Genomic DNA, 21,776 nt, shown 5'->3' on the forward strand with positions numbered 1-21,776 from the left:
GCTTTGCCTTGCGCGCGGTCTCGGTGCTTGTGTTCTGATGTCAGAGGACGCGTCTTGCTCTTGAACGGATCGCGGCGGTTTTCGAGGTTGCCCTAGATGGTTTTCTGCCGCGCGCGACGCACGGCATAGATACCACTATGGAACCAATTTTTGATATGTCAAACGACTTTTTGAAGGGGAATGGGATTGACGCGGCCATGCGGCCGGCGCGCGGCTAAGCCGGAAGGGGCGAAGAAGGCGGAAGCGGCCGCGGCGGGCGCCGGGGTGAGATCCCGGACGGGTGCGGCGTTGAGCGTCAATCGGACCGTGCGGCCGTCTCAGGGGCGAGAGGCGTTGATCCAGGCGTCGTGCGGGTAGCTGGCGGAATCCAGGCCCAGTTCCGACGAAAAAGTGACGTGACAGTGACGTCCTACTGCATTGACCGCAATCACGGTAAATGTGATTGCGGCGCTATCGTGTTGTTCGGCGATGTAGTCGCCGGGTTTGAGTTCATTGACTCGCAAATGTTGCTCCAGGGCATGACCGCGATAGCGGGTCATGCCGGCAGATCAACGGCGTCGGTTGTGATGGGGGCGAGGCGTGCCGCCGCCGGCCGGCGCCGTCGGATGACGGAAATTGATGCGGCCCTTGGTCAAGTCGTAGGGCGACATCTCTACAGTGACGCGGTCGCCTACCAGAACGCGAATACGGTGCATCTTCATCTTGCCCGAGCCATAGGCCAGGATTTCGACGTTGTTGTCCAGACGCACGCGGAAGCGGGACTCGGGCAACATTTCAATGACAACACCTTCCAGTTCGATCATGTCTTCTTTGGACATTACGATTCCTTTCTAATACGGTAGGCCAACAGCCACAGCGGCAGTCACATGGACTGCCGCGAGCGGGTGCTATTGGCGCGTCTATTCGGTAACCAAGCTAGGGAGGGGCTGGCTTCACAGGCAGCCCTCAGGCAAGGCGGAGCGTCCGACAGGCAGCTGCCGGAACGATCAGAAAATCTGAGGCGAACGGTATTATATATCTAACGCACTGATTTGTCAGAAAAATACAAGAATTTATCCGGCAATGGCCGAATCAGGCGCGGCGATGAGGCGGTTTTCACAAAAAAATCAGGGAGATGGATTTATCCGCCGCCGTCGCCGTTGTGTTGAAAATCGCATTGGCAAGCGGGTTTCAGCGCCCTTGTCCCGCTATCCCGCCTAAGCGCGGCGGATCGTAAACCGGTTCATTTAGTTTAGAGGCGGAGCGGGGCCGCGCCGCCTTTCTTGACCAGTTCGGCGAATTCGTTTTCCGGCATCGGCCGGGCGTAGAGAAAACCTTGGCCGTGCTCGCAACCGGCGTCCAGCAGGAAGCGGCGCTGGGCTTCGTTTTCCACGCCTTCGGCCACCAGGCCCAGGTGCAGGGTTTTGGCCAGCGAGATGATGGCCAGGCTGATGCTGGTTTCGTGTTCGCGGTCCGGCAGGCCGCGCACCAGCGATTGGTCGATTTTCAGCGTTTGCACCGGCAATTGGCGCAGATAGCTGAGCGAGGAATAGCCGGTGCCGAAATCGTCGATGGACAGGCCGACGCCCAGTTGGCGCAGCTCGCGCAGCACCGACAGATGCGCGTCCGGATTGCTCATTACGAAGCGCTCGGTGATTTCCAGTTCGATCTGCTGCGGCGGAACCCGGCAGTCGCGCAGCGCCTGCTTCAGGGTTTGCAGAATGGGCGCGCGCTGGATTTGCGCGCCGGCGATATTGAGGCTGAGCACGCCCGGCGACAGGCCGGCGTCCTTCCAGCGGCGCAGAATGCCGCAGGCGTGGCGGATCAGCCAGCTGCCGATCGGGATGATCAGGCCGGTTTCCTCGGCCAGCGGAATGAAGGTGTCCGGCCCGATCAGGCCCCGGCTCGGGTGCTGCCAGCGCAGCAAGGCCTCGGCGCCGATCAGGGCGCCGCTTTGCAGATGATATTTGGGCTGGAACACCAGGAATAGCTCGCGCCGCTCCAGCGCCAGGCGCAGCTCGCGTTCCTGTTCCACCCGCAGCCGCGCGCGCTGGGTCAGCTCCTCGGTGTAAAAGCGGAAGGCGCCCTTGCCGTCGTTCTTGGCCTGGTACATGGCGGCGTCGGCGTTGCGCATCAGCGTTTCCGCGTCCTGGCCGTCGCGCGGGTAGATGCTGATGCCCACGCTACAGCCCACTTCCACCTCCTGTTCTTCCAGGCGGAACGGCCGGGCGCAGGCTTTGACGATCTTGTTGGCGATGTCGATCACCGGATTGTCGGCTTTCTGGTTCTCCAGCAGGATCAGGAATTCGTCGCCGCCGATGCGGGCCACGGTGTCGTTGGCGCGCAGGCAGTCCTTGAGCCGGGCGGCCACTTCCACCAAGAGGCGGTCGCCGGCGCCGTGGCCGCGGGTGTCGTTGATCTGCTTGAAATTGTCCAGATCGATGAACAAGACCGCCACGCGGCGGCGTTCGCGTTTGGCGGTCTGGATCGCGTGTTCCAGCCGCGACAGGAACAGTAGCCGGTTGGGCAGGGTGGTCAGCGAGTCGTAATGCGCCAGCTGCGCCATTTCGGCGGCGGATTTCTTGATCTGGGCGATGTCGGAGAACACGCCGACGTAGTTGCGCACCGCGCCGTCGGCGTCGCGCACCGCGGTGACGGTGAGCCAGGCCGGCGCCACGCTGCCGTCCTTGTGCCGGTTCCAGATTTCGCCTTGCCAGCGGCCGTGTTCCGCCACGGTCTGCCACAGCCGGCGGTAGAAGCCGGCGTCGTGGCGCCCGGAATGCAATAGGCGCGGGCTCTGGCCCAAGAGGTCGGCGCGGGCGTAGCCGGTGAGCGCGCTGAAGGCCGGGTTGACGTCGAGGATGCGCAGATCGGCGTCGGCGATCATCACCCCTTCCAAAGTGTGTTCGTAAACGGCGGCGGCCTGCTGCAGGGTCTGTTCGCGGCGCTTGAATTCGCTGATGTCCTGCAAAGTGCCGCTCAGGCGGACGACGCGGCCGCGGCCGTCCTGTTCCAGCGAGATGTGATGGCGCACGTGGCGGTCGCCGCCGTCCGGCAGCAGGATGCGGTGGTCAAGCTGCGCGGTTTCGCGCCGGCGCAGCACTTGGCGCAGGCAGCGGCGCAGCGGCGGCCAGTCGGCGGGCGGCAGCAAGGCGGGTAAGCGCGCCAGCGGCGGCGGGGGCCGGGCCGGGTCCAGCCGCCACAATTGGTACAGCTCTTCCGACCAATGCGGGGCGGCGTCGCCGCGCCGCCATTCCCAATGGCCTATCCGCGCCTGGGCCAGCGCCTCGCTCTGACGGCGTTGAGCGTCGCTGTGGTATTGGCTGCGCTCCAGGAAGTTGGACAGCATGTCCGCCACCGATTGCAGCATGTGTTGCTCTATCCACAGCCAGCTATGCGGCGTCGGCGCGCTGACCGCCAGCACGCCGCGCCAGCATTGGCGAGGCCGCAGCGTGGCCAGCAGCGCGCTCTGGCCGTTGTCGCCCAGCAATTGGCGCAGCGCGGCGGCGGCTTCCGGCGCGTCGGCGCTGTCGTTCAGTTGCAAGGTGCGTTGCTGGCCCAGCTGTTGTTCCAGCCAGCAGAGTTTGGAGCGGGGGATGGCCGGGGCCTCGGCCGGCGGTCCGGCCGCCCGCGCCTCGTTTCGCCATTCTCGGGCGATGCGCACGTGCTTGCCTTCGGCGTCGAGCAGGGCCAGCAGGCAGCGGTCGGCGCCCAGGAATCGTCCCACGCGCTCCAGCAGGCCGCTCATGCGCGCCCACAGCGGTTCGGCCGGTTGGCTGGCCAGTTCGGCGGACAGGCCGGCCAGTTGCGCGAGGATGTCCAGATGGCGGGTCAGCAGTTGCTCGGAGGTGAGCCGGTCGGTGGCGTCGTGGAAGGTCAGCAGCAGGCAGTCCTGGCCTTCGGCCCGCAGCGGCCGCGCGCGGATGTCGGCATGGCCGGCGTCGCCGTCCGGCCGGCGCAGCGGGGTGGCGGCGATCTGGCTGGGTTTGTCCTTGGGCAGGGCCAGCAGCGGCCGCAGCGCTTCGGCCAGCCCGCTGTCGGGCGCCAGCGCCGAGAGCGCGAGGGGATAGGCGGGCGGCTCGGCGAGGCCCAGCAATTCCATCAGCGCGGCGTTGGCGTACAGCACTTGCTGGCCGCTGGGCTCCAGCAGCAGCACGCCGTCGTCCAATTGCTCCAGCATGGCCTGGGCCGGCGGCGGCTGGGGTTTGGCGGCGGCGCTCAGCGCCGGTTGCAGCAGCTGCCGCCCCAGGCTGTGGGTCATGTCGGTGAGCATCTGCCGCGCCTGTCGTCCGGCGGCGCTGTCCTGCGGCAGCGCGGGCTGGGCGGCCAGCGCGGACAGCATCTGCGCTTCGCCTATGGCGTGGCGCAGCGCGTAATCACGCACTTGCTCCAGCTGGCGCAACAGGCTGTCCAGCGACGCGCCGGCGGCGAAGGCGGCGTCGTAGCGGTTCAGCAAGTCGCGCAGACGGCGTTGGTGTTTGCCGGCGGCGGGCCCGCTATCGGCGGCGGCTGGTTTCTTGATCGTCGGCATGAAGTCTCTTTCTGCGCTCGCGCCCGCTGCGGACGCGGTCAGGTCTTGCTTCATTGTTAGGCATGGATTTCAAAAAGGCCAACCACTTAATAGCTATATGAGTGGTTCATAAAAACGCCGGCGCGTCTTGAACATGTCTTTGCGCGCGGCGGGGCGCGGACTTGCGCGGGATCCGCCGCCGGCGGGCGTTGCCGGCGGGGGTTTATGAACGCCGGAGCAGGCCGGCCAGTTCGCCGACGCGCGCCAGCGCCGCCAGATAGCGGTCGTCCAGCGGATAGCAGCAGGACAGCCGCAGCGCGTTGGGATAGCGGCCGCTGGGGGAGTACAGCGGGCCGGGCATGATGCTGATCTTTTCCGCGATGGCGGCGTGGAACAGCGCCACCGCGTCGATGTCCTCGGGCAGTTCCACCCAGATCAGGAAACCGCCGGAAGGCGCGGTGGCGTGGGTGCCGGCCGGGAAGTGGCGCGCGATCATGCCGCGGACTTTTTCCACGTGGGCGGCGTAGCGCCGCTTTAGCGCGCGCAGATGATGGTCGTAGCCGCCGGACTCCAGAAAGGCGCCCAGGGTTTCCGCCAGCACCGCCGGCTCCGCCACGGAGGAGGCGAATTTGAGCTGGCGCAGCGCGTGGCCGAAGCGTCCGCCCTCCATCCAGCCGATGCGGAAATCGGGCGCCAGGGTCTTGGTGTAGCTGGAGCAGACGATGACCCAGCCTTCGTCGTCGAAGGCCTTGACCGCAGGCGACAAGGTGTCGCCGAACTGCAGCTCGGCGTACAGCGCGTCCTCGATCAGCGGCACTTGGTGGCGGGTGATCAGCCGCGCCAGCCGTTTCTTGGCCTCCAGCGGCATGGTCGCGCCCAGCGGATTGTGCACATTGGGCATCGCCACCAGCGCGTTGATGCGCTTTTCCGCCAGCAAGAGCTCCACCGCGTCGATGGACAGGCCGGTTTGCGGGTCGGTGGGGATCTCCACCGTTTTCAGGCCCAGGCTGGCGATCAAGGGCAGCAGGTTGAAATAGGTGGGCGATTCCAGGCCCACGGTGTCGCCGGGCCGGGTCACCGCGCGCAGCGCCAATTGCAGCGCTTCCATGCAGCCGTGGGTGAGCACGATGTCCTGCGCCTGCAAGGTCATGCCCAGTTCCAGGCCGCGGCGCGCGATCTGGGTGCGCAGCCGCAAGGAGCCCGGCGGCAGCGCGTAGCGGCTGATCATGCCGGGCTGGCGGCGCAGTATCTGTCCCATCAGCCGGCCCAGCTTGCCGCCGGGGTAGAAGTCGCCGCCGTGCGGACAGGCCAGCGCCAGGTCGATGTAGTCCTCGTTCTGCTGCGCTTCCAGCACGGTGTCGATCAGGCCCAGCACCTGCGGGCGGGTGGGCGCCGCCGGGCTGCTGAGGGTGGCGGCCGGCCGCGCCGGCGACGGCAGCCGCGCCCGCACGTAGTAGCCGGATTGCGGCCGGGCCTCGATCAGGCCGCGGTCTTCCAGCACCCGGTAAGCGGCCACCACGGTGTTCAGGCTGAGCTGGCGGCTTTGCGAGGTGCGCCGCACCGACGGCAATTTGGCGCCGGGCGGCAGCGTGCCGCGCTTGATGGCCAGCGACAGATCGTCGGCCAGTTGCTGATACAGCGTGGGGGCTTGGGGGGCGACAATGGGTTCCATGAGCACAGCTTGCCGCGCTTGGGCGGTGGTAGACAGACACAGTGCCCATGATAGGCGATGGTGACAGTTTGAGGAAACGCCGCGCTGTCACCACCGCGAAAGGTGACAGCTGCGGCTGTCGGCGCGGCGAGGCGCTGCGTAGCATGGATTGGGAAAGCGGGGCCGCGTCGGCCCCATGCATCGTCATACCGCGCCGCCGGCCGGCGCGGAGCAAGAAAGTGAAGCCCGTCATGCCCGAATTCGCCCTACTGTCCTACGTGGCGGTGATGTCCATCACCCCCGGCCCCAATAACCTGATGCTGACCGCGTCCGGCGTCAATTTCGGCTTTCGCCGCACCATCCCGCACATGCTGGGCATCAGCCTGGGCTGCGCTTTCCAGGTGTTCCTGGTGGGCAGCCTGCTGTCGCTGCTGCTGGACGGCATCCAGGCCGCGCGGTTGCCGCTGGCCCTGCTGGGCTGCGCTTATCTATTGTGGCTGTCCTGGAAGATCGCCCGCGCCGGCCAGCCGGAGGCGGGCGCGGCGGCGCGCCCGCTGGGCTTTGTCGGCGCGGCGCTGTTTCAATGGCTGAATCCCAAGGCCTGGGTGATGGTGATCAACGCCGCCATCCTGTTCATGCCGGCGGCGGACGGTCAGCGCTGGCTGGGCGCGGCCATGCTGGCGGCGGTGTTCGCCGTGGTCAATCTGCCCTGCATCGGCGTCTGGGCCTGGGCCGGCGAGCGCTTGCGCGCCTGGCTCGCCAGCCCGCGCGCCTTGCTGGGTTTCAATCTGAGCATGGGCGTGTTGATGGCGGCCACCGCGCTGTGGCTGTTGTACGACGAATTCCAGCCGCAGGGCCCGGCGCGGGCGGCCGAGGCCACGGCCGCGCCGGCGGCGCCGCGAGCGGTGGGCACGATGTCCGTTTTTGACAGCGGCTTGTCCGTAATCAGCGTTAAATAAAGGCGGGAGAGTCCGTAGCATTCGGGCTGTGTTCAACAGCGTCCGGCCCGGACGCAAGGGAGAAACCGCCATGAAGAAAACCGCCTTGCTGGTGATTGACGCGCAAGAGTCGTTCCGCCACCGTCCGTATTGGAAGGAAGACGAGATTCCGGCCTTTCAGGACAAGCTGCAGCAATTGATCGCCGGCGCCGAGAGACTGGGCGCGCCGGTGATCAACATCCTGCACGAAGACGGCGACGCCGCCTTTTCCGCCGAGTCCGGCCTGGTGCGGCCGCTGGAGTGGCTGCGCCACCGGCCGGCCGCCACCTTCGTCAAGCACGTGCACAACGCCCTGACCGATTCCGGCTTGCAGCCCTGGCTTATTCGCCACGGCGTCCAGCGCTTGATCGTGTCCGGCATCCGCACCGAGCAATGCTGCGAAACCACCACCCGGGTGGCCTCGGACTTGGGCTACGAGGTGGATTTCGTCACCGAGGCCACGCTGACTTTCGACATGAGCCATCCGCATAGCGGTCAGGTGTTCAGCGCGGCGGAGATTCGCGCCAAGACCGAGCTGGTGCTGGCCGGCCGTTTCGCCGACGTCGTCAGCGTGGAGCAGGCGCTGGCCAAGCTGGCGCGCTGAACGGCGGGTATTTGACCATCGCCATCTCGACTATCTGATGTTACCGTAAAGCGATATCCAAAATGAATGCGGCGGGCGCGGCCCGCCGCGCAGCCATGGGAGAATTGCATGCAGCCCACCCTTCCGCCCGACGACATGCCGGTCTACCGTCTGCTGACCGGCCCGGACGACGCCGGCTTCTGCCGCCGCGTCAGCGAGGCGCTGGCCCTGGGCTACCGGCTGTACGGCTCGCCGGCGGCCACCTTCAACGGCGAGCGCGTCATCGTCGCCCAGGCGGTGCTGTGGCCGGGCGCGCAAGCCCAGGGAGGCGGCGATGCCGTGGAGTGATCTCTTGCAGGCGCTGGCCATCGTGCTGGTGTGGGGCGTCAACTTTGTGGTGATCAAATGGGGCGTGTCCGATGTGCCGCCCTTGCTGCTGGGCGGCCTGCGCTTCTGTCTGGCCGCGGTGCCGGCCTTGTTCTTCATCCGCCGGCCGGCTCTGCCGTGGCGCTATCTGCTGGCCTACGGCCTCAGCGTGGGCGTCGGCCAGTTCGCCTGCCTGTTCACCGCGATCAAGCTGGGCATGCCGGCCGGCCTCGCCTCGGTGGTGCTGCAATCGCAGGCTTTCTTCACCCTGATCCTGGCCGGGCTGTGGCTGCGCGAGCGCTGGCAGGCCAGCCAGATGGCCGGCCTGCTGCTGGCCCTGGGCGGCCTGGCGCTGATAGGCCTGAGCAAGGGCGGCAGCATGACGGCGGTGGGCCTGGGTTTGACCATCGCCGCCGCCTTCAGCTGGGCATTGTCCAATGTGGTGGTGAGGCAGATGGGCCGCGCCGGCTACAGCGTGCAGCCGCTGGGCCTGGTGGTGTGGTCCAGCCTGGTGCCGCCGATTCCGTTCTTCCTGCTGTCCTGGTGGCTGGAAGGGGGCGAGCGCATCGCCGCCGCCTTGGAGCATTTCACGCCGCAGGCGCTGTTCGCGGTGGCCTACCTGGCTTTTGTCGCCACTCTGTTTGGCTATGGCTTGTGGAGCCGGCTGCTGTCGCGCCATCCGGCCGGCAAGGTGGCGCCGTTTTCCCTGTTGGTGCCGGTGGTGGGCGTGCTGGCCTCGGGCCTGCTGCTGGGCGAGCGCCTGAACGCGCTGCAGGCGGCCGGCAGCCTGTTGTTGCTGGCCGGGCTGGCGGTGAACGTGTTCGGCGCGCGCTGGCTGGCGCGCCGGCGCGCGGGAGCGGCGACGCGTGGCGCTTGATATCTTTTTCGTACTGCCGCCCAATCTGCTGCTGGTGGATCTGGCCGGTCCGGCCGACGCTTTTCGCATCGCCGCGCAACTGGGCGCGCCGTTCCGGCCGCATTACATCGCGCCGGCGGCCGGCGTGCCCACCTCGCTGGGCCTGAGCCTTGAAGGCGCGGCGCCCTTGCCGGAAGCGCTGCCGGACGAGGCGCTGGTGGTGATCAGCGGCGCCGCGCATTCGATCGAGGCCTATGCGCGGCCGGAGGCGCGCGAGATCGTGCGCTGGCTGCGCCGCCGGGTGGACCCCGGCCGCCAGCGCGTGGCCAGCATTTGCTCAGGCAGCCTGCTGGCGGCGGAAGCCGGCCTGCTGGACGGCCGCCAGTGCACCACTCACCACACCCTGCTGCAGCGTTTGCAGCAACTGGCGCCGCAGGCCAGGGTGCAGCAGAACCGCGTCTTCGTGCAGGACGGGCCCATCAGCAGCAGCGCTGGCATCACCGCCGGGGTGGACTTGGCGCTGCAATTGATCGCGCAGCTGGCCGGCCCGGCGCTGGCGCGGGACGTGGCGCGCCACATGGTGGTGTATTTCCGCCGTTCCGCCGGGGATCCGGAGTTGTCGCCGTGGCTGACGCACCGCAACCATTTGCACCCGGCGGTGCACAAGGCGCAGGACCTGATCGCCGCCGATCCGGCGCGCGGCTGGCGGGTGGAGGACTTGGCCGGCCAGGTGCACGTCAGCGCCAGGCATTTGTCGCGCTTGTTCCGCGAGCACGCCGGCGTGTCGGTGCACGACTATCACACCGGGCTGCGCCTGGCGCTGGCCAGCCAGTGGCGCGGTGCTGGCCTGTCCAAGGAGAAGGCCGCGCTGGCGGCCGGATTTTCCTCGGCGCGGCAATTGAACCGGGCCGACGCCGGCGGCCATTGATGCGGGCGGGATTTTGTTTTTATTCAAGTTTTGCATAGGAATGCCGATGTTGCGGTTGACGTTCGCTTAGATCGCTTCATAATTCGAGCAATATCCAACGGTATTTGCCATGAAAACGATTCCCAGTGTTGCCTGCTTCCTGTCCGTCTTGCTGGGCTTGTCCGCCTGCGCCACCGCCGAGCGTCCGCCGCTGGCAGCCGAGGCGCCGCGCGCCGCCGCGGGGATGACGCCGAGCGGCGTCGGTTTCGTCGGTCCTGGCATTGAAACCGAAGCGCCCAAGGTGGTGGTCAAGGAAGTGAATCCCTATCAGCCCATCGTGGTGCGGGTGGTGGGCAGCGGCGCGGCGCCGTACACCTCCAGCCTGACGCCGTCGCAGCGCAAGCTGCTGGCCTTGCGCGCCGCCCGGCTGGACGCTTTCCGCGCCATCGCGGAACAGGTGCAGGGCATGAAGCTGGTGGGCAACAGCTCGGTGTCGAACATGATCGCCAACAGCGATAGCTTCCGCACCTATGTGGACGCCTATCTGCGCGGGGTCAACATCGTGTCCAACAGCATGAAGCCGGACGGCACCAGCGAGGCGGTGGCCGAGATCACGCTGGATCAGGACTTCTACAAGCAGTTCCGCCAGGCGCTGGACAAGACCGGCAGCGTGATGAAGGCTTCGCAGGAAAACGCCACGTCCGGCCTGCAGTGCGCCGAGGGCAATTGCGGCGCGGCGCGTTACAACAGCAACTACTACATGGCTCAATGATGCGGTTTCGTTTCCGTACCCTGCTGGCCGCCGCGTTTGCGGCGGCTTTTGTTTGTCCGGCCGGCGCCGAGATCATGCGCGCCGAGGGCGTGGCCTCGTTGGACAACGGCGTCGCCGCCGCGCGCGAGCAGGCGCTGCAGGACGCGCTCAAGATGGTGGCGCTGCGCCAGGGCGCGCGGGTGGAGGCTTCGCAGGGGCTGGATTACGGCAGGAGCAGCGAGTCCGGCACGCTGACGCCGCTGGCGCCGGCGCAGGGCGCGGTCAAGGTGGTGAAGGAGTTCCAGCAGGGCAAGCTCTACCATGTGCTGGTGGAGGTGGACACCGCCAAGCCGTCCGGCGCCGCGCGCGGCAAGGAGGCCGCCTGCGCGATGCCGCCGGGCCGCAGCCTGCGCCGCAAGATCGTCACCACGTATTTCCAGGTGGACCGCCCGGCGGAGGCGTCCGACATGCCGGAGCTGGCCACCGGCCTGCCCACCGAGCTGTCGCGGAGGCTGGGCGCCAACCGCATGTACAGCCTGCTGGACGCCAACACGGTGTCGGTGCTGGCGGATGCGCGCGTGGCCGAACCGGCCGCCGGCGCGGAGATCGCCCGCCGCATCGGCCAATCCGAGGACGCCCAGTTCGTGGTGGCCGGGCGGGTGCTGGCCACCGGCGCCACCGCCAAGGGGCTGCGCAAATCGCTGTACGAGTCCAACAACACCAGTCAGCAGGGGACGTTCTACAACGGGCCGTTCGCCGGCCTGTTCGGCGGCGGAGTCAAATACGTGCCCACCGAGCGCCAGTTCGACGCCGAAGTCTGGGTGTACGACGCGCTGACCGGCGCCTTGCTGGCCCGCGAGCGGGTGTCGGAGCTGGCCAAGGGCGAAGTGACGCCGAATCCGCCGCGGCCCTTCGCCTCGGCGGCGTTCTGGCAGAGCGATTACGGCCAGGCGGTGAACCGGGCGCTGGATCAGGCGGTGAGCAGGATAGGCGAGGTGATTTCCTGCATTCCGTTCTCCGCCCGCATCGTCAAACTGGCCGGCCCGCGCCAGGTCTACATCAACGCCGGCTCGCTGGACGGCGTCGCCGTCGGCGATAAATTCCTGGTCTATCAGCGCAAGAGCGCGCAGCCGGTGCGCGATCTGATCTCCGGGCGCGAGCTGGGCGTGCCGGAAACCCTGGCCGGCGACGTCGTCATCAGCCAGGTACAGCCCAATTTCGCCGTCGGCGCGGTGCAGGCGCCGGGCAAGGTGGAAGAAGGCGATTACGTGCGCTTCATGCCGCGGCGCTGAGCGCGGCCGCCAATGAAAAAAAGCCCGCCTTCACGGCGGGCTTTTTTGCGTCGGATTTGCGTCGGAGAGTCAAGCGGGCAGGAAGGCGGTGGCCTCGATTTCGAACAGCATGCCGTCCAGCGCCAGCCGCGGCACCGGGATCAGCGTGCAGGCCGGCGCGGGCAGCGCGCCCCAGGCGGCGGCCAGTTCCGCGCCGAAGGCGCGCAGCCGCGTTTCGCTGTGATCGACGATCAGCACCGTCAGCTTGGCGACATGGGCGAGATCGGCGCCGCCGGAGGCCAAGGCGGTGCGCAGATTGGCCAAGGCCTGGCGCACTTGCGCCTCGAAACCGTCGGCCAGTTCGCCGGCGGCGTTTTCACCGCCCTGACCGGCCACCAGCAGCATGCGGCTGCCGGCGTCGACGATGGCCAGATGGGAATAGCCGTTGGGCGCCGGGTCGTACAGGCCGGCGGGATTGCTCAGGCGGAAGGGAACGGTTGTGCTCATCGACTTTCTCCTGTGGTGTGCCGCCGTCCCGGGATCAACGGGGCTGCGCGGCGACGACGGCCGGGTTTTGCATCGCTTCGGCGTAGCCCTGGGGCGCGAAGCGGCGGGTCAGCACCAGCAGGCTGGCGATCAGCAGCGCCAGGCACAGCCAGGCCAGATTGAAGCTGGAAGTGGCGTCGCGGATCCAGCCGGCGGCGAAGGGCGCCACCGCGGCGATCAGATAGCCTATGCCCTGCACGAAGGCCGACAACTGGCCGGCGTTGCGCGCGTCCTCGTAGTGGTGCAGCGTCAGAATCATGGTCAGCGGGAACAGGCCGCCCACGCCCAGGCCCAGCAGCGCCACCCACAGCAGCAGGCCGCCGTGCGGCGCCAGCACCATGCCCAGCAAGCCGGCCAGCACCGCCAGCAACACCAGGGTCAGCCAGCCGCGCATATCATGACTGCGCGCCGACAACAGCGGGATGGTCAGGCCGGACACCACTTCCATGCCGGTCATGAAGCTGAGCATCAGGCCGCCTTGCTGCTGGCTCCAGCCCAGTTGCACGAACAAGGCCGGCAGCCAGGCCAGCGAACTGGCGTAGACCGCGGTGCCGATGCCGAAATAAAAGGCCAGCAGCCAGGCGCGCGGGATCCGGCTGAATTGCGGAGCGCGCGCGGCGGAGCCGCCGCCGGGTGCGCGGCGCGGCGCGCTCAGCAGCCAGCAGGGCAGCGCCAGCGCCGCCAGAGCGGCCCAGGCGGCCAGGCCGTTTTGCCAATGCGCGCTATGTGCGGCCAGCCACGGCGCGCCGGCGGCGGCCAGGGAGGCGCCGCCCATGATGGCGGTGATGTAGAAGCCCATCAGCGCCGAGACCTTGTGCGGGAAATACTGCTTGATGAAGCCGGGAATCAGGGCCTGGGCCAGCGCGATGCCGATGCCGGCCATCAGCGCGGTGGCCAGCAGCGCGCCGAAGCTCGCCGGCAGCCAGCGCAGCGCGCTGGACAAGAAAATCAGCAGCAGGGCGATGACCACGCCCTGGCGCGCGCCGGCGCGGCGTTCCAGCCAGCTGCCCAGAAAGGCGCCGGCGCCCATGGTGGCCACCGGCAGCGTGGTCAACAGCGAGGCGTCGCTAAAGCTCATGCCGGTGGCGTGGCGCAGCTGGTCCAGCAGCGGGCCGATGGCGGCGAGGGCGGGGCGCAGGTTCAGGCCCACCAGGATGATGGACAGCGCCAGCCACAGCGGGCGCTGAACGGAGGTGTCTTGCTTCATGAAGTTTTGCTTTCGGTGGGGAGGGGGCGAGCTTGGGGCGTCGCTTCGGCTTGCGCTTCTCCGGGGAAGCTTTGCAGCCACTGGCTCAGCAGCGCGGCCAGTTGTTCGCGTTGCGGCGCGGCCAGCGCGGCCAGCGCGGTGTCCTGGGTGGCGATGTGGGCGCTCATCGCGCGCTCAATCAGCTCCAGTCCGGCCGGACTCAGACGGATCAGCATGCCGCGGCGGTCCTTGGGGTCGGGCAGGCGCTCCACCCAGCCGGCGCTCTCCAGCCGGTCCAGGCGCTTGCTGACCGCGCCCGAGGTCAGCAGCAGCGTGGTGTAGAGCATGGTGGGCGATAGCTGGTAGGGCGCGCCGGCGCGGCGCAGCGTGGCCAGCACGTCGAACTCGCCGTCCTTGAGTCCGAAGCGGGCGAAGTTGTCGGCCAGCGCGCGCTCCACATGGGTGACCAGCCGCGCCAGCCGGCCGATGACGCCGATGCTGGCGCTGTCCAGATCGGGCCGCTCGCGCCGCCACTGGGAGATGATGGTGTCTATCTTGTCCATGGGGGGCGATTATGTCATGGATATGTATTCCTGGGAAGATATTTTATTTAAAGTATCTTTATGTGAAATTATTCGCGCGGCATCAGGCGACCCCGCGTTTGAACCGCTTCAGCCGTCCGCTTGCAGCCAGGCGGACTTGAAATCAAACCAGCCCAGGCTGTTGAGGCGCACGCCCTGCATCTGGGCTGGCCCTTGCAGCCGCAGCCAGTTGTGAAACAGCGGCAGCATCCAGCGTTGCTGGACCACGGCGGCGGACAGATCCTGGGCGCGGAACAGGCCCTGGCGCCAGCTCTGATGCCACTGCGCCAGCGGCAGCGCCGGCTCCAGGCAGCGGCGCAGCAGCGGGGTGCCCAGCACCCAGGCGGCCACCGAGTATTCCGGCCGGGTGGCGAAGTTGACCGAGCCCAGCCACACATCGGCGTCGGCCCGGCCCTGCTCCCAGTCGGCGTAGGGCAGAGCGAGGCATTCCAGCGTCACGCCGTGGGGCCGCAGGCAGCGCGCCATCGCGGCGGCGATCAATTGGTACTCCGGATGCTGCTCGTAATACGCCAGACGCAGCGCGCTCAGACCGTCCGGCGGCTTCAGGTTCAAGGCCGGCTGGGCGTGGTGCCAATTGGGCAGCAGGCCGGCGGCCGGCGCCCAGTACTGACGCACCGCCGGCGCGGTTTCATGGATCACGGCCAGCGGCGCCAGGGCCTGGGCCAGCCAGTCGCGCAGCGCGGCGTCGTGCAGACGCGGGGAGCGGCCGTCGGCGAGCAGGAAGTAGACGCCGGACTCCAGCGCCATTTCGGTCTGCACGCTGGGCTCGCGCGGATTGATGCGCACTTCCAGGCCGCAGACCTGGCCGTTGCCGTGTTCCAGTTGTTCGCCCAGTTCCGGCATCATCCAGATGTCCACCTGGTCCAGCAGCGCGCGGTAGCCGAAGTAATCGTCGAAGGCCTGCAAGCACAGCCGGTGGCGGGTGTTGGCGGCGACGCGGTAAGGGCCGGTGCCCACCGGGCGCGAGGCGAAGTCGGCGCGGGCGGCGTGGTCGGCCGGCAGGATCAGCGCGGCGCTGTCGGCCAGCAGCCAGGGCAGCCATTGGTCGGGCTCGCTCAATTCCAGCGCCAGGCTGCGCGGCGACAAGGGCCGCACGGCTTGCAGATGGGAGAACAGCGGCTGCGCGCGCAAGCGCAGCAGCGAGGCCTGGACATCGGCGACGCTCAGCTCGCGGCCGTCGTGCCAGCGCACCGCCGGTCGCAGGTGGAAGTGCCATTCCAGCGGTCCCTGCTGGCTCCAGTGATGGGCGAGATCGCCTTCTACTTCCCCTTTTTCCTCATTTATCCGGCTCAGTCCGTTGAAGATCTGGCCGACCAGATGCCGCTCGGAACGGCGCAAGGGCGTGCCGGGGTAGAGGTTGGGCAAGGGCCGGTAATAAGGCACGCCCAATACCTGGCGGTCCTGGCTCCAGCGTTTGCCCAGCCGCGCCAACAGCAAGGGCGCCAGCTCGCCGCGGTCGTCGCCCAGCAAGTCCACCGCCTGCTCCACCCGGCCCTGTTCCAGCAATTGCGCGGCGCGCTCCCGCTGTAATTGCTCCGGGGCTTGCAGAAAGCGCAGTTGCGAGCGCATGCCGCGCCCGGCTTGCGCCTGCCACGCTATCCAGCCTTGCGCCTGCATCTGTTGCAGCAGGCTGCGCATGTGGCGACGCGTGCAAAACAGCAGGTCGGCCAGCTGTTGCAGCGAGACGGCCTCGGTCTGGCCGGCGAAGTGATGATGGAGCTTCTGGTATTGCTGGGCGAGCCGCGCGGACATAAGAGGAAGTTTCCTGATTGAAAGTCAGCAATTTTTATTGCCTCATATTGCGCCGACAATACTCGCATCCACAGCGGGAGTCCACAGCGATGAAAACCGATCCGACCTTCTTGTTTTACCAGCGTTTTCTCGACGGCAAAAAGCCGGTGTTCGGCTTGACGCCGCAGGCGGCGCTGGAGCGTTTGAATGAGTTGATGCAATGGCGTCCGCCGGCGGACGGCGGCGCAGAAAAAAAGCCGGGCGAACCCGGCTTGGAAGGTACTGAGGAGAACGAGGGAATTCAGAACCCGTTCAAAGTCTGGCGAGCCAGCGCCAGACATTGAAGCGGATCTCAGCGTAGGTAAGGCAGGTAGGGCGCCTCCTCGCGGATGGCGTAAGTCTTGCCGCCCAAAGTCACGCTGAAGTTGCGCGGGCCGGAGATCGGCAGATAGTAGACCACGGCCAGGCTGACGCTCTGGCCCGGCGCCAGCGACTGCCACGACGGCAGCTTGACCGAGACGCGATGGGCGTCGCCCTTCAGGCCGCCGATATTGTTGCCGCTATGGCCGACGCTGATCACCTTGAGTCCGAAGCCGGACTGGTCGGCGAAGTTGGACGGCGCCGAGGTGGGCACGTCGAACTGGAACTCGGTGCCGCCGGGCAGGGTGCTGCCGGAACGGTTGGTGATGGTCAGCTTGGGGTTGATCGGATAATTGCTGTCGCCCAGCGCGTAGCCGTCCAGCGAGAAGCCGACGTCGATGGCGGCGGTGGCGGCCGGTGCTGCGGCGGCGGGCTTGACGCTGACGGCGGCCGGTTTGCTGAAAGCGTTGTACAGCAGGCTGGTCAGCGTGGTGCCGATGAAGTACTCGCCCTTGCCGCCGTTGCGCTCCTGTTTCCAGTCGTAATCGCCGGCCAGTTCCCAGAACATCACGCCGCCGACGTTGTTGGCGTCGACCCAGGCGGCTTTCTTGGCGATGGACTGCTCATCCTCGGTGGACAGGAACACTTTCTTGCCGGCGTTCCACAGCCACGGCGCGCTCAGGGTGTCGTTGTAGAAACGCTGATAGCTGCCGCTGAGCTGGTTTTCCGGCTTGCTCGGGTCCAGGTAGGCGGACAGATAGCTGCCGCCCTGGTTTTTCTCCAGGTTCTTGGCGTGCCACATCGGGTTGGAGCCGGCGCCCACTTCACGGCCTTGTTCGTCCAGGTCGTGCCACAGATTGTCTATGCCCACCGCGCCGTCGCCGCAGGTTTTCAGGCCGGTCGGGCAGTTGCCGCCCACCGAAGTGCCCCACAGGCCGTTGCTGCCGCCGTTGACGTTTTTCCAGCCGCGGGTGTAGTAGGGCACGCCGATATTGACGCGCGCCGCCGGCAGGCCGCCGCGGTAGTAGTGGTAGGACCAGTCGGTGTTCAGATAGCCGATGCCGCCGTATTGCGCGGTGGTGTACACGCTCCAGCGCGCCAGTTCGGCGTCCTTGCCGTCGTCGTAGAGCGCGGCGTTGGGGCCGACGAACTCGTTCCAGGCGCCGTGCAGGTCATAGGACATCACGTTGACGAAGTCGAAGTTGCGCAGGCTCTGGAAGGCTTCCATGCCGCGCAGCAGATAGCCGGAGGCCGGCACCGCGGCGGTGAGCTGGTAGTAGCGGCCGTCTTGGGAGGCGGCGCGGTCCAGCCGTTCGCGCAATGTCCGCGTCAGCGCGTTGAAACCCTTGTTCAGCGAACCGCGGCGGGCGTTGGCGACGCTCCAGTCCAGCGGATTGCCGGCGTCGTTCATCGAGGTCGGGTATTCGAAGTCGATGTCCACGCCGTCGAAGCCGTATTTGCGCAGGAAGGCGACGGCGGAGTCGGCGAAGGCGTCGATGCCGGCCTGGTTGACGCTGCCGTCGGCGTTGATGGTCATGCTGTAGAAGCCGCCGCTGTTGACGCGCTTGCCGTCCGCGCCGAAATAGCCGCCGGTCTCGGCCCAGCCGCCCACCGAGACCAGGGTTTTGACGCCCGGGTATTTGCGCTTGTACTGGGTCAGCAGGTTGAAGTGGCCCTTATAGGGCAGGCTGGCGTCCATTTCCGCGCCGGGCACGCCCGGCCAGCTCATGTCGGTGGCCGGGTTGCCGGGATTGTTTTCGCCCACCGACAGCCGGTTGTTGCCGTCCACGTGGGCGAAGGCGTAGTTGATGTGGGTGAGCTTGCCCCAGGGGATGTCGCTGGCGAGGTAGGCCGGCTGGCCGTTCTTGCCGGTGCGCCAGCTGGTGAAGTAGCCGATCAGCCGCTTGCGGCTGCCGTTGGCCAACTGCTCGGCGCCGCCTTTCTGGTAGGCCGCGCAATACGGCACGTCCACGCCGTCGGTGCGCGCCAGCCCTTCCGGCCGGCACAGCGCGTTGCCGGTGGGCGGAGGCACTTGCACCAGCGGCGGTTCGGTCGGGTTGCCGCCGCCGCCGTCGCACTGGCCGATCAATTTCCATGGACTGGCGTCGCTGGCGGAGGGCGTATTGCCCTGGGTCCACCATTTGGCCTCCCAGGTCTGGCCCTGGTAGCTGACGCGCTGGCCGCCGGTGTAGATCGAGCCGGCGCTCCAGGCCGGGTCGGCGCAGCTGGCGGCCGCGGTTTTGATCAGGCCGTCGCGGGCGGCGGATGCCGGCGCCTTGGCGGCGGTGGGGGCGTGCTGGGCGGCCAGCAGCGCGGCGCCGGCCACGGCGGTGCCGGCCAGGCCGGTTTTCAGCAGCAGTAAGGCTTTGCTCACAGTCCATCTCCTTCTTGGAAAAAGGTGGGGCGAAAGGCCGGCGCGGCGCGCCGACTTGTATTTAAGTTGTATTAAAGTTGTATGTAAGTGGTATTGGACCTAAGCATGTGCAGGGAAGGACTAAGCACACACCTGTTCTTTTTTTCAGGTGTATTCGCGCCATTTTTTGCTAGCGCCCGGACGAAGACGGACGCGCTGAGCGCGGCGGGACGGCCAAAGCCCGCAGCGGCGGCGTTTATGCGGTTTGGAGGCGGGAGAAGGAGACGGAGCGGCGGTCGGAATGCTGCAATGCGGCACGCCGACCGTGAATAATGGCGGAAAGAGCGAACTGTCGTTTTTCCGCGGCAGGAACTGTCGAAACCGGTTTAGTCGAAGCTCAGTTGACTGCCGGCGGCGATGGCGTGCTGGCGCGCCAGCGCGTGACGGGCGTAGCCGGTGCAGTGACAGGCGTACAGGCCCTCCGGCGCCAGTTGCTGGAAGTAGCGGCGGGTCCGCCAGACGCGCCACGGCGCCGCGCTGCGCAGGTGGAAACCGCCTATCACCGCGTGGACGCGCGGCTCGGCGCAGACTTCGCGCGCGTAGTCGACGATGTGGCGGATGCCGGAATGGGCACAGCCGCTGAAGACGATCAGGCCTTGCTCGCCGCGGTAGACCAGGGCCGAATCGTCGGCCACCGGGTCAGGCCGGTGGCCGCTCGCGTCGACGAGGCGGCCCAGGGTGCCGCGGCCTTCGGCGTGGCGCCGCCGTGGAATCTGGCCGAGGAAGACGTAGCGGTCGGCGAAGGCGTGGGGCCGGGCGTGCAATTGCAGCTCGAAGCTGGCTTGCAGATCGGCTTCGGCGAGCGGCGAGCCCAGCTTGCGCAGCGTGATCGGCCCCAGCCGCGCTTCGCGCGCACGGAAGGCCTCGGGATGGGCCAGCAGCGGCAGCGGCGCCGCCGCGCGCTGGCGCAAGAGCCGGCTGAGCGCCGGCAGGCCGCCGCTGTGATCGTAATGGCCGTGCGACAACACCACCTGGCTGAGCGCGGCGAGATCGACGCCCAGCTGACTGGCGTTGCGCAGCAGCGCGTCGCTGCGGCCGGTGTCGAACAGGATGCGGTGCGGGCCGTCCTCGATCAGCAGCGCGAGGCCGGGCTCGGCGATCAAGTCCGGCCGCAGGCTGTGGTTTTCCGCCAGTACAGTGACGCGCATCGCTTATTGACCGCGCATGAACAGCTTGTCCAGCTCGCGCATGGACAACCGGGTCCAGGTGGGGCGGCCGTGGTTGCACTGGCCGGAGCGTTCGGTGGCTTCCATATCGCGCAGCAAGGCGTTCATTTCCGGCAGCGTCAGCTGGCGGTTGGCGCGCACCGCGCCGTGGCAGGCCATGGTGGCCAGGAGCTCGTTGCGGCGCTCGGTGAGCACCTGGCTGAGGCCGAACTCGCGCACATCCTTCAGCACCGCGCGCGCCAGGTCCACCGGATTGCCATCCTTCAGCCACACCGGCACGCCGCGCACGGCGATCTGGGTGGGGGACAGCGGCGCCAGTTCCATGCCCAGCCGCTTCATCTCCTCGCCGTGTTCGTGGGCGGTGGCCACCTCCATGCGATCGGCGGCGAAGGACACCGGCAGCAGCAAGGGCTGCATCGGGATGGTGTCGGCCTCCAGCGCGGTTTTCAGCTGTTCGTAGACGATGCGTTCGTGGGCGGCGTGCATGTCCACCAGGATCAGCCCGTCTTCGCACTGGCTGAGGATGTAGACGCCGTGCAGCTGCGCCAGCGCGAAGCCCAGCGGCGGAACGCCGTCCGCGCTTTGCGGCAGCGCGGCCACGCGCTGCGGCGGCAGGCTGTACTCCACCGGCGCCGACGCGGCGGGCTGGGCGCGTTCTTCCTCGCGCAGGCCGCCGAACAGCTTGTCGTAGATGCCGGTGGCTTCCCTGGCCACGTGCAGCGGCATCGCCTGCTGCTGGTAGCGGAAGGCGGGTTGTCCCCCGGCCGGGCCGGAGGAGGGCGCGGCGGGCCGGTTGAACGGTTTGTCGAACAAGGGCGCGGATTCGCCCTGGGCCAGCGCGGGTTCGGCCGCCGAGTCGGCGCCGGCGATCTGAACGGTAGGCGCGGCGCCGGCGGTGGTGCTGGCCAAGGCCTTGTGCACGCTGTGGAACAGGAATTGGTGGATGGCCTGCGATTCGCGGAAGCGCACTTCGATCTTGGTCGGGTGCACATTGACGTCGACGCCGGACGGCTCCATGGTCAGGAACAGCGCGTAGGCCGGATGGCGATCGTGGTGCAGCACGTCGCGGTAGGCCTGGCGCAGCGCGTGCAGCGCGGTCTTGTCGCGGACGAAGCGGCCGTTGACGTAGAAGTACTGGGCGTCGCGGCTGGCCTTGGAGTAAGTGGGGGAGGCGACGAAGCCGCTGAGCGTCAGCGGGCCGGCGGCGGTGTCGATCTCGATGGCGGCGGCGACGAAATCCTTGCCCAGCATCGCGGCCACGCGTTCGGCCAGGCTTTGCGCCGGCAGGCGCCAGATCACCTTGCCATTGTGGCGCAGCATGAACTCCACATGGGGGTGGGCCAGGGCGATGCGCTCGAAAACGGCCTCGCAGTGCGCGTATTCGGTGTTCTCGCTTTTCAGGAATTTGCGCCGCGCCGGGGTGTTGAAATAGATGTCCACCACCTCGACGCTGGTGCCGGGCGCGTGGGCGGCCGGCTCCACCGGGTGCAGCGCGCCGTCGATGGCGATGAGCTGATGGGCGTGTTCGGCGTCCGGCGGCCGGCTGACCAGGGTCAGCCGCGACACCGAGGCGATGCTGGCGAGGCCCTCGCCGCGGAAACCCAGGGTGGCGACGTTTTCCAGATCGTCCAGCGAGGCGATTTTGCTGGTGGCGTGGCGATCCAGCGCCAGCGCCAGGTCTTCCGCCGCGATGCCGCCGCCGTTGTCGGTGACGCGCAGCAGCTTGATGCCGCCCTGGGCCAGGTCCACCGTGATCTTGGACGCGCCGGCGTCCAGGCTGTTTTCCAGTATTTCCTTGAGCGCGGAGGCGGGGCGTTCCACCACTTCGCCGGCGGCGATCTGGTTGACGAGGTGGTCGGGCAGGCGTTGGATGCGTTTCATGGGCGGCATTGGGGCGTGATGTCAAAGCAAAAGGCCGCGC

The 21,776-nt window shown here is 67.6% G+C and carries 19 protein-coding genes; 8 read left to right on the plus strand and 11 right to left on the minus strand.

The features are described from left to right. Window positions 1-317 precede the first annotated feature (317 nt). From AB1Z25_RS06590 to AB1Z25_RS06605, 4 genes are all read right to left on the minus strand, one after another. Window positions 318-503 (minus strand): hypothetical protein, encoded by a 186-nt coding sequence (locus AB1Z25_RS06590; protein ID WP_156187881.1) that lies wholly within the window; start codon window positions 501-503, stop codon window positions 318-320. A gap of 45 nt (window positions 504-548) precedes the next feature. Beyond that, window positions 549-818, minus strand: coding sequence for a translation initiation factor IF-1 (gene infA, locus AB1Z25_RS06595; protein ID WP_019104365.1), 270 nt, complete (start codon window positions 816-818; stop codon window positions 549-551). A 413-nt stretch (window positions 819-1,231) separates the two neighbouring features. After that, complete coding sequence (locus AB1Z25_RS06600) at window positions 1,232-4,510, minus strand: sensor domain-containing protein (protein WP_486636859.1); 3,279 nt, start codon at window positions 4,508-4,510, stop codon at window positions 1,232-1,234. 202 nt (window positions 4,511-4,712) lie between these two features. Beyond that, window positions 4,713-6,161, minus strand: coding sequence for an aminotransferase-like domain-containing protein (locus AB1Z25_RS06605; protein WP_107800265.1), 1,449 nt, complete (start codon window positions 6,159-6,161; stop codon window positions 4,713-4,715). A 230-nt stretch (window positions 6,162-6,391) separates the two neighbouring features. Between AB1Z25_RS06605 and AB1Z25_RS06610 the strand changes: the two genes are divergently transcribed. From AB1Z25_RS06610 to AB1Z25_RS06640, 7 genes are all read left to right on the plus strand, one after another. Next, a complete protein-coding gene (locus AB1Z25_RS06610) occupies window positions 6,392-7,099 on the plus strand; it encodes a LysE family translocator (protein ID WP_486636860.1) in 708 nt (235 codons plus the stop codon). A gap of 70 nt (window positions 7,100-7,169) precedes the next feature. After that, window positions 7,170-7,721 (plus strand): isochorismatase family protein, encoded by a 552-nt coding sequence (locus AB1Z25_RS06615; RefSeq protein ID WP_253314116.1) that lies wholly within the window; start codon window positions 7,170-7,172, stop codon window positions 7,719-7,721. 108 nt (window positions 7,722-7,829) lie between these two features. Continuing rightward, window positions 7,830-8,048, plus strand: a complete 219-nt coding sequence (locus AB1Z25_RS06620; RefSeq protein ID WP_449727709.1) for a DUF1737 domain-containing protein — start codon at window positions 7,830-7,832, stop codon at window positions 8,046-8,048. Then, window positions 8,035-8,943 (plus strand): EamA family transporter, encoded by a 909-nt coding sequence (locus AB1Z25_RS06625; RefSeq protein WP_107800261.1) that lies wholly within the window; start codon window positions 8,035-8,037, stop codon window positions 8,941-8,943. The genes AB1Z25_RS06620 and AB1Z25_RS06625 overlap by 14 nt, the downstream gene beginning before the upstream one ends. Continuing rightward, window positions 8,933-9,850, plus strand: a complete 918-nt coding sequence (locus AB1Z25_RS06630; RefSeq protein WP_474456067.1) for a GlxA family transcriptional regulator — start codon at window positions 8,933-8,935, stop codon at window positions 9,848-9,850. The genes AB1Z25_RS06625 and AB1Z25_RS06630 overlap by 11 nt, the downstream gene beginning before the upstream one ends. Before the next feature lie 109 nt (window positions 9,851-9,959). After that, window positions 9,960-10,601 carry an LPP20 family lipoprotein gene (locus AB1Z25_RS06635; protein WP_227107597.1) on the plus strand — a complete coding sequence of 214 codons (642 nt, stop codon included), beginning with the start codon at window positions 9,960-9,962 and terminating at the stop codon, window positions 10,599-10,601. Further along, window positions 10,598-11,872, plus strand: coding sequence for a flagellar assembly protein T N-terminal domain-containing protein (locus AB1Z25_RS06640; RefSeq protein ID WP_227107598.1), 1,275 nt, complete (start codon window positions 10,598-10,600; stop codon window positions 11,870-11,872). Before AB1Z25_RS06635 ends, AB1Z25_RS06640 begins: the two co-directional genes overlap by 4 nt. 69 nt (window positions 11,873-11,941) lie before the next feature. Here AB1Z25_RS06640 and AB1Z25_RS06645 read toward each other — a convergent pair whose 3' ends face one another. The 4 genes from AB1Z25_RS06645 to sgrR form a co-directional block, all read right to left on the minus strand. After that, window positions 11,942-12,358 carry a RidA family protein gene (locus tag AB1Z25_RS06645; protein WP_253314118.1) on the minus strand — a complete coding sequence of 139 codons (417 nt, stop codon included), beginning with the start codon at window positions 12,356-12,358 and terminating at the stop codon, window positions 11,942-11,944. 34 nt (window positions 12,359-12,392) lie between these two features. Further along, window positions 12,393-13,604 (minus strand): cyanate transporter, encoded by a 1,212-nt coding sequence (locus AB1Z25_RS06650; protein WP_486636861.1) that lies wholly within the window; start codon window positions 13,602-13,604, stop codon window positions 12,393-12,395. Then, window positions 13,601-14,146, minus strand: coding sequence for a MarR family winged helix-turn-helix transcriptional regulator (locus AB1Z25_RS06655; RefSeq protein ID WP_107800256.1), 546 nt, complete (start codon window positions 14,144-14,146; stop codon window positions 13,601-13,603). Before AB1Z25_RS06655 ends, AB1Z25_RS06650 begins: the two co-directional genes overlap by 4 nt. 108 nt (window positions 14,147-14,254) lie before the next feature. Further along, window positions 14,255-15,937 carry an HTH-type transcriptional regulator SgrR gene (gene sgrR / locus AB1Z25_RS06660; RefSeq protein ID WP_253314120.1) on the minus strand — a complete coding sequence of 561 codons (1,683 nt, stop codon included), beginning with the start codon at window positions 15,935-15,937 and terminating at the stop codon, window positions 14,255-14,257. 17 nt (window positions 15,938-15,954) lie between these two features. On the opposite strand from sgrR, the gene AB1Z25_RS06665 reads away from it, so the two are divergent. Next, entirely contained in the window at window positions 15,955-16,260 is a 306-nt protein-coding gene (locus tag AB1Z25_RS06665) for a hypothetical protein (protein WP_146176695.1), read from the plus strand. A gap of 8 nt (window positions 16,261-16,268) precedes the next feature. Here the strand turns inward: AB1Z25_RS06665 and AB1Z25_RS06670 are convergent, their stop codons facing one another. The 3 genes from AB1Z25_RS06670 to mutL form a co-directional block, all read right to left on the minus strand. After that, window positions 16,269-18,650 carry a chitinase C-terminal domain-containing protein gene (locus AB1Z25_RS06670; protein WP_319792928.1) on the minus strand — a complete coding sequence of 794 codons (2,382 nt, stop codon included), beginning with the start codon at window positions 18,648-18,650 and terminating at the stop codon, window positions 16,269-16,271. A 365-nt stretch (window positions 18,651-19,015) separates the two neighbouring features. Beyond that, window positions 19,016-19,837 carry an MBL fold metallo-hydrolase gene (locus tag AB1Z25_RS06675; protein WP_235089427.1) on the minus strand — a complete coding sequence of 274 codons (822 nt, stop codon included), beginning with the start codon at window positions 19,835-19,837 and terminating at the stop codon, window positions 19,016-19,018. A gap of 3 nt (window positions 19,838-19,840) precedes the next feature. Continuing rightward, window positions 19,841-21,736 carry a DNA mismatch repair endonuclease MutL gene (gene mutL, locus AB1Z25_RS06680; protein ID WP_486636862.1) on the minus strand — a complete coding sequence of 632 codons (1,896 nt, stop codon included), beginning with the start codon at window positions 21,734-21,736 and terminating at the stop codon, window positions 19,841-19,843. Between the last annotated feature and the right edge of the window lie 40 nt (window positions 21,737-21,776).

Source organism: Chromobacterium sp. HL1, assembly GCF_057418835.1.